At 64.4% G+C, this 7,746-nt stretch carries 5 protein-coding genes and 1 tRNA gene; 4 read left to right on the forward strand and 2 right to left on the reverse strand.

The features are described 5' to 3' along the window. Positions 1 to 101 precede the first annotated feature (101 nt). On the reverse strand, positions 102 to 1,775 hold the full coding sequence (locus B2P87_RS16300) for a cytochrome c oxidase subunit I (protein WP_008555249.1): 1,674 nt from the start codon (positions 1,773 to 1,775) through the stop codon (positions 102 to 104). 234 nt (positions 1,776 to 2,009) lie between these two features. On the opposite strand from B2P87_RS16300, the gene B2P87_RS16305 reads away from it, so the two are divergent. Together B2P87_RS16305 and B2P87_RS16310 are read left to right on the forward strand one after the other, a co-directional pair. Beyond that, entirely contained in the window at positions 2,010 to 2,435 is a 426-nt protein-coding gene (locus B2P87_RS16305; RefSeq protein WP_141889764.1) for an HIT family protein, read from the forward strand. Between the two features lie 368 nt (positions 2,436 to 2,803). Then, positions 2,804 to 4,495, forward strand: coding sequence for an alpha/beta hydrolase (locus tag B2P87_RS16310; protein ID WP_141889765.1), 1,692 nt, complete (start codon positions 2,804 to 2,806; stop codon positions 4,493 to 4,495). On the opposite strand, the gene lipB is transcribed toward B2P87_RS16310, so the two are convergent. Next, complete coding sequence (lipB, locus tag B2P87_RS16315) at positions 4,492 to 5,142, reverse strand: lipoyl(octanoyl) transferase LipB (protein WP_141889766.1); 651 nt, start codon at positions 5,140 to 5,142, stop codon at positions 4,492 to 4,494. The genes B2P87_RS16310 and lipB overlap by 4 nt on opposite strands. A 129-nt stretch (positions 5,143 to 5,271) precedes the next feature. Here lipB and B2P87_RS16320 point away from each other — a divergent pair, with 129 nt between their 5' ends. Together B2P87_RS16320 and B2P87_RS16325 are read left to right on the forward strand one after the other, a co-directional pair. After that, a complete protein-coding gene (locus B2P87_RS16320) occupies positions 5,272 to 6,888 on the forward strand; it encodes a peptidoglycan-binding domain-containing protein (RefSeq protein ID WP_141889767.1) in 1,617 nt (538 codons plus the stop codon). 310 nt (positions 6,889 to 7,198) lie between these two features. Continuing rightward, positions 7,199 to 7,285: transfer RNA gene (locus tag B2P87_RS16325), tRNA-Leu, on the forward strand. Positions 7,286 to 7,746 lie beyond the last annotated feature (461 nt).

A 7,746-nucleotide genomic window follows, 5' to 3' on the forward strand; every position in this document is an offset into this window, starting at 1 on the left:
AGTCCGGATTTCCACTGCCTTGATACCGCGGGCGGGCGTCAGGAAAAAGGCCTCGGAGCGGATGCTTCGGGGCCTTTTCTGATGTCATTGCTTCACGCCGCTTAGTGCGAATGCGAGCGGTCCCAGTCTTCCTGCTTGGGCAGGATTTCGAAGGTGTGCTCCGGCGGCGGAGAGGGCAGGGTCCACTCCAGCGTGTCCGCGTATTCGTTCCAGTAGTTGTTCTGGGTGACGCGGGCGCCGCGCAGCAGCGAATAGATCACCACGCCGAAGAACAGCAGGAACGATGCAAAGGACAGGAACGCGCCGTAGGAGGAGATCTTGTTCCAGTAGGCGAAGCCTTCCGGATAGTCGATGTACCGGCGCGGCATGCCCTGACGGCCCAGGAAGTGCTGGGGGAAGAAGGTCAGGTTGGCGCCGATGAAGAACATCCAGAAGTGGATCTGGGCGCCCAGCTCGTTGTACTGGCGGCCGGTCATCTTGCCGAAGTAGAAGTACACGCCTGCGAAGATCGCGAACACCGCACCCAGCGACATCACGTAATGGAAGTGAGCCACAACATAGTAGGTGTCGTGATAGGCGCGGTCGACAGCCGCCTGCGACAGCACCACGCCGGTCACACCGCCGACGGTGAACAGGAACAGGAAGCCGAAGGCGAACATCATCGGTGCCTTGAACTCGATGGAGCCGCCCCACATGGTGGCGATCCAGGAGAACACCTTAACCCCGGTCGGAACCGCGATCACCATGGTGGCCAGCATGAAGTAGGCCTGCTGGTTCAGCGACATGCCGACGGTGTACATGTGGTGCGCCCACACGACAAAGCCCAGCACGCCGATGGCGATGATCGCCCAGACCATCGGCAGGTAGCCGAACACCGGCTTGCGCGCGAAGGTGGCGATGACGTGGGAGATGATGCCGAAGCCCGGCAGGATCACGATGTACACTTCCGGGTGGCCGAAGAACCACAGGATGTGCTGGTACAGGATCGGGTCGCCGCCGCCTGCCGCGTCAAAGAAGGTGAAGCCGAAGTTGCGGTCCATCAGCAGCATGGTGATGGCGCCTGCCAGAACCGGCAGGGACAGCAGGATCAGCCAGGCGGTCACGAAGATCGACCAGCTGAACAGCGGCACCTTGAACAGGGTCATGCCCGGCGCGCGCATGTTCAGGAAGGTGGTGATCATGTTGATCGCACCCAGGATCGACGACGCGCCCGAGACGTGCACGGCAAAGATTGCCAGGTCCATCGAGTAGCCGCCCTCGTTCACCGACAGCGGCGGGTACAGAACCCAGCCGACGCCGGAGCCCAGCTGGTCATTGCCGCCCGGGGAGACAACCGAGAGAACCGCCAGCGAGGTGCCTGCGACATACATCCAGAACGACAGGTTGTTCATGCGCGGGAACGCCATGTCCGGCGCGCCGATCTGCAGCGGCATGAAGTAGTTGCCGAAACCGCCGAACAGCGCCGGGATCACCACGAAGAACATCATCAGGATGCCGTGAGCGGTGATCATCACGTTCCAAAGATGGCCGTTCGGAGTACATTCCGCGGAGGCGTCGGCAAACATGCGCGCACCCTCCAGGCACATGTACTGAACGCCGGGGTCCATCAGTTCAAGCCGCATGTAGACGGTGAAGATGACGGAGATGAGACCTGCGATCGCCGAAACGATCAGGTAAAGAATGCCGATATCCTTATGGTTCGTGCTCATGAACCAGCGGGTGAAAAAACTCCGCTCGTCCTCGTGGCCGTGACCATGAATGGCTGCGTCTGCCATTTAGGTGCCTCCTGCTGCATAACGAAAGGCCCCCGGAGACGGACTCCGGGCGGCCTGGATTCCTTGGGAGTATTAGAATGGCCGGCCGGCGCCTTCAATGGCGGAGTTTGATCTGGATCAAGATTTATTGCCGCAGGGCCTTGAATCCTCAGGCTGCGGCCGGGGCCGGGAGCGCTTGACCTGGCGTCCGGGCACGCGCACAACCGGGAAAAGCCAGAGAAGGAGGCCAGGCGCATGCCCGCATATGATCCCGACAACATCTTTGCCAAGCTCTTGCGCGGCGAGATCCCCTCAACCCGCGTTTATGAGGACGATGAGACGCTGGCCTTCATGGATATCATGCCGCGGGCGGACGGGCATCTCTTGGTGATTCCGAAAACGCCCTGCCGCAACCTGCTGGATGCCAGCCCGGCGCAGATTGCAGCGGTGATGCAGACGGTGCAGAAACTCTCCCATGCGGTGATCAAGGGGCTGGGCGCCGATGGCGTCACCGTGCAGCAGTTCAACGAGGCGGCCGGCGGGCAGGAGGTCTTTCACCTGCATATGCACGTGCTGCCGCGCAAGGAGGGCGACCGGCTGCGCCCGCCCGGGCAGATGGGCGATATGGATCAGATCCAGGCCCAGGCAGAGAAGATTCGCGCGGCCCTTGGCCGGGACTGACGGCTGCCGCCCGCGCAATGCATTGGGAACGCCGCCGGTTCAGGCGGCGTTTTCACAGCGAATTCTTCCGTGAAATCATCCGCGGCTGAGCGCATTTGAATTAAATGTTGAATTTCAGTTGAATTTGATCATAGCTGTTTCCCAGATTGGTTGTAAGTCAGAGAGGGCGCACGCGCCCAAGCGTATAGGGTCCCTAGAATTGGGGTGGTCCGGCACCAATTGGCTGCTCTTTCAGGGGCGCAAATGCCGGGTTTTCATGAATGACAGGCTGACTGCCTGAACCGTGCGGGCCGCTGCGCCTGCACGCTGTCCTATGCTTGCGGCGCGCGTGGTCTCTTTGGCCCGGATAGCAGTATTGGAGGGGCGCCGTGACGCTCTTGTACCGCGCGCAGGCCATGTCCCAGGAGCAGGTCGCCGCCGCAATTTACGAGACCATGATCCGGCCGGAGCAGTTCGACCGGTTTTTCTCCGGGCCGCCGGCGGCAGGGCAGGCCGCCGCGGGCGGCCAGATGCCGCAGCGCCCGCGGGGGGCACCGGTGCTGCGGGCGCATTTTGCCCGCGCCGCGGAGATTCAGGAACAGCAATGGGAGCAGGCCGGGCGCCCGCATCCCAGCAGCTGCTGCAGTATGGGGAGCCGGTTCTGGCTGCTCGCCGGGACCGGAACCGGGACCGGCGGCAGGCTGCTCAATGCTTCGCAGCGGGCGGCGGGGCAAATCGAGGGCCGCGGCGGTCTTGCCGCAGCCATGGGGCTGACCCGGGCGGCTGCCGGACGCTGGCATACCTTTCTGAAGCAAGTGCGCCAGGGGGCGTTCTCGTGGCAGGACGTTCTGGTGCTGCGTACCCGCCGCCCCGGCGAGCGTTTTCTGTGCCGCCCGGTCCGGCTGGACACGGCAGGCGGCACGGCGGTGGCGGTGATGGCGGAGCTTCTGGAGTGGGAATGGAACGGCGAAGCCGCGGGCCAGGTTGCTGCGGCCTTTGGCCTGCGCAAAGCTGACCTCAAGCCGCTGAAAGCGGTGCTGAGCGGCCCCGGCGGCAGGGTGGCTGGCGGGCTGCAGCAGGCCGCCGCACGGGCCGGGGCGCCGGGCGCGGCGGAGCTGATCCGGCTGACCGCCTTCCTGATGACCGAACATACCCGGGATCTGAAGATTGCGCGCGGAGAGCTGCTGCCGCCTGCGGAGGAGTTCCAGGACACGAGCGGGCTGCGCTGCCAGTATTTCCGGCTGGGGTCGGAAACCGGCCAGCCGGTGGTCTTCGTGCACGGGCTGCTGGACGGCATCGCGCCGCTGCAGCGGCTGCAGCCGCAGCTGCGGATGCTTGGGTTCCGGGTATATGCGCCGATGCGGGCCGGCTACGGCGGCTCAGCGCCGCTGCCGCGCGGGCAGGATCCGGCGGACGCTTTTGTGCGGCAGCTGGAGGGGCTGATGCACCGCGAAAACCTGCAGCGCCCGGTGCTGCTGAGCCACCGCGGCGGCGCGCTTTACGGCTGCCGCGCCGCCAACCGCCTGCACCAGCGGATCGCCGGGCTGGTGGCGGTGGCGCCGAATTGCTCCATCACCTCGACGCGGCAGTTTTCCGGGCTGCGGGGGTATGCCTGGCTTGCCGCCGCCTGCGCCGCGCGGGCCAACTGGCTGCTGCCGGTGCTGATGAAGGGCTGGTCTGCGGCGCTGCGCTGGTACGGCCCCAAGGCGCTGCTGCGGTTCCAGACCGCCCGCGGCAGCCGCGAAAGGGCGCTGCTGCACAAAATGGCGCTGCTGCCGCTGCTGCAGCAGAGCCAGGCCCTGTTCCTGCAGCAGGGCGGGGCCGGGTTCCTGACGGATGTGCAGATGATGCGGCGGGGCGTCCCCAAACTGCCGCTGCCGCGCGGGACGCGGGCGGTCTTCCTGCATGGCGGCGAGGATCACGTGGCGCCGCTGCGTGACGTGCGGGATGCGCTGAACGGGCTTGGCGGCGCCCAGCTGTGCGTCAGCCAGGAAGCGGGCGCGCTGGTGTTCTACACCTTTCCGGAGCTGGTTCTGACGGCCCTGCAGGACTGCGCCGCAGCGGCACCTGACGCCTGCTAGCCTCCGAACACCTGCGCAAAGCTGCGTCTAAGGGCGACATCCACATCCGCCAGGGTGACCGGCAGGCCCAGGTCGACCAGGCTGGTGACCCCGTATTCGGTGATCCCGCAGGGCACGATGCCGGTGAAATGCTCCAGCTCCGGCTCGACGTTGATCGAGATGCCGTGAAAGCTCACCCATTTGCGCAGGCGGATGCCGATGGCCGCGATCTTGTCCTCTGCCATGCCGCCCGAGACAGTGCGCGGCTTGTCCGGGCGCTCGACCCAGACGCCGACCCGGCCGTCGCGGATATGGCCCTTGACGTTAAATTCCTCGAGCGCGGCGATCACCCAGCTTTCCAGCTGCTCCACGAACCGGCGCACGTCGTGGCCGCGCTGGCCGACGTTCAGCATCACATAGACCACCCGCTGCCCCGGCCCGTGATAGGTGTACTGGCCGCCGCGCTTGCTCTCATAGACCGGGAAACGGTCCGGATCGGTCAGGTCTTCGCGCTTGGCCGAGGTGCCGGCGGTATAAAGCGGCGGATGCTCGACCAGCCAGATGCACTCCTCCGCCGTTCCCGCAGCAATTGCCGCGGCGCGCGCTTCCATGAAGGCAACCGCTTGATCATACTCGACAAGACCGTCTGCTGTGATCCACTCAACCATGGCTGAAACCGTCCTTTTCCATCCGTGCGCAAGGCGCAGGCCGGCAAATCGGCCGGAAAACCCCTAGGTGCAGGCGCCGCCTGTGGAGTATCCTGATTCCGTAACGAGTATCCATAGGGGGCGAGTATCATGTTTACCAAGCCGCTCAAGCCGGCCTTGGCGGCCGCATTTTTGGCAACCTCGGCCACGGGCCCTGCCATCGCGGACGAATTGGGCGCCGCAATTGTCGGGGGCGTCATTGGCGGTGTTATCGTCAATGAAATTCACAAGAATAAACAGCGCCAGCGCAGCACTGCCCGGACCTACCGCCGGGCGCCGGCCTATTCCGCCGCGCGGACTGAAAACCGCGAGACCCAGACCGCGCTCAACTATTTCGGCTTCAATGCCGGCTCTGCCGACGGGGTTCTGGGCCGCCGGTCGCGTGCGGCGATCAGCCAGTATCAGATCCACATGGGCTATCCGGCGACCGGCCATCTGGCCCCGTATGAGCGCAACTTCCTTGTCAGCTCCTATAACCGCGCGCAGATCGGCGGCCCGCAGGTGATCAAGGCGATGCAGGGCCCGCAGGGCGTGCGCGGCCTGCTGCACGGCTGGCGCGATGAGGCGGCGGGCCTGCGCACCGCCGGCAGCAGCTATGGCGGCAACACCTACGGCGGTCTGCCGCCGGAAGTCAGCCATGCGGTGGATGAGGTCGCCGCCAGCTCCGAACCCTCGGGCGAGCAGCTGTTGCAGCGCACCGGCTTCATGCAGCTGGCAGATCTGAACGGCGACGGCCGCAACGACTACGTGCTGGACACCTCGGTCTCCGGCAGCTCGTTCTGGTGCGGTGCCTCCAACTGTTCGGTGATGGTCTTTGCCTCGACCCCGCAGGGGTATCAGCGCAACGACTTCCTGGCGCGCGGCGTGACGCCCGCCAGCTTTGCCTGCCACCAGGGCACCTGCCGCATCCTGGATGCCGGCACCGAAGCCCCGGTGCAGGCCGCGCAGGAGACCCGCAGCACGGTGACCGCCGCTGCCGCACAGCCAAGCGTGCCGCTGGGCGGGATCACCCTGTTTGATCAGCCCAAGGAAAGTGCCTCGCTGACCAGCTATTGCAGCAAGGTCAGCCTGCTGACCAGCTCCAACGGCGGCTTCATGACGGCGGACAGCATGACCGACCCGGAACTGGCGCTGGGCGAGCAGTTCTGCCTGGCCCGGACCTATGCCATCAACGCAGGGGAGACTCAGGCCGGCAAGGTCAAGGGCGTGACCCAAGCGCAGATCGACAGCCAGTGCGATGCCTTCGGCCCGGCGGTGCAGCCGTTCCTGGCCAAGCTTGGTACCGCAGGCAGCGGCGAGGTGATGGGCGATGTGCAGAAATTCGTGCTGCAATCCGGCATGTCGCTGGAGCAGCTGGCCAATACAGCCGGGATCTGCCTGTTCTCCGGCTACCGCCGCGATGACATGGAAGTGGCGCTGGGAGCGGCATTGATCCTGACCGGCATCGGCAAGCGCCCCTACGCGGAGCTGATCGGCCACCACCTGGCGCTGGGCTTCGGCGCCCCGAACGCAGCCGAAAAGGCGCAGGAGTGGTACAGCATGGCGGTGATCTCGCTGGAAGACGGCACCGCGCCGGTGTTTGCCCCTGGACAGCCCGGACGACCAGAGCTGATCAAGGCGGCATCGGCCAAGCTGGCGGGCGGCCGGGTGCAGCCGGTCCAGGCCTCCAGCGGCGCGGCGGCGCTGCCCTCCTTCTCCTCTGATTGAGGCGGGGAGGCGTCCTGCCTTCGCAGCGCGAAAGGCCGGCAGCTGTGCCACTGGTGAATCATGGCCCGCTGCCGGCCTCTTGCGGCCGCTCACCCGGAGAGAAAGGTCTGCGCCGCGAGTCGGCTGCCAAGGCCAATTGACCGGCGGCGGGGCCCCGGAGAACAGCAAACGCGGCCCGGTTATACGGCTGTTTTCCTGCACTTAGGCGGGGCGCGCGGCGGCGGCGAACATTCTGCGGCGAAAAGGCGATTTTCGTCTTCACATCGCTTCCGCGCTGGTCTATACGCCCCTACACCAAGCCTAAGACAGTGCGGTCGTGGCGGAATTGGTAGACGCGCAGCGTTGAGGTCGCTGTTCCTTAACCGGAGTGGAAGTTCGAGTCTTCTCGACCGCACCATTTCACATTTTGATGTGAATATCCCTAAAAATTCAAAAATTTCAGACACTTGCAGAGTTCGATAGCCGTTTTTTCGGTCGTAAGTCAATGGTGCTTTGAAGGCTGCTTTCAGGATGGTTTTGCGTACCAAGAGCGAACCTTTTTCGTAGATATTCCAAGGGTTTGACAGGAAGTCTCTCAAGAGTTCGATAATTTCACCTAGGGGGAAGACCGATTGTGTCTCCTGAGACAGTTTGTCGTTCAGCACAAGCTTGTCGTTTTCCAGCTTGGCGACCTTAGCCTCTAGCGCGGTAATGACCTTTGGATTCGAGGTGTCAACAAGACGCTCGACTAGCGCATCTTGCTGCTTATCCAGCTCCTTTATCTGGCGTTTGAGTGCAGATTTTGCCTGTGCTGCCTGTTCCTTGCTTTGCCCTAATGCATCGTGAAGCATCGAGGTTGTGACCTGCCCCCCGCTGGTC

The organism is Leisingera sp. UBA4491 (assembly GCF_002388965.1).
GTDB lineage: Bacteria > Pseudomonadota > Alphaproteobacteria > Rhodobacterales > Rhodobacteraceae > Leisingera > Leisingera aquaemixtae.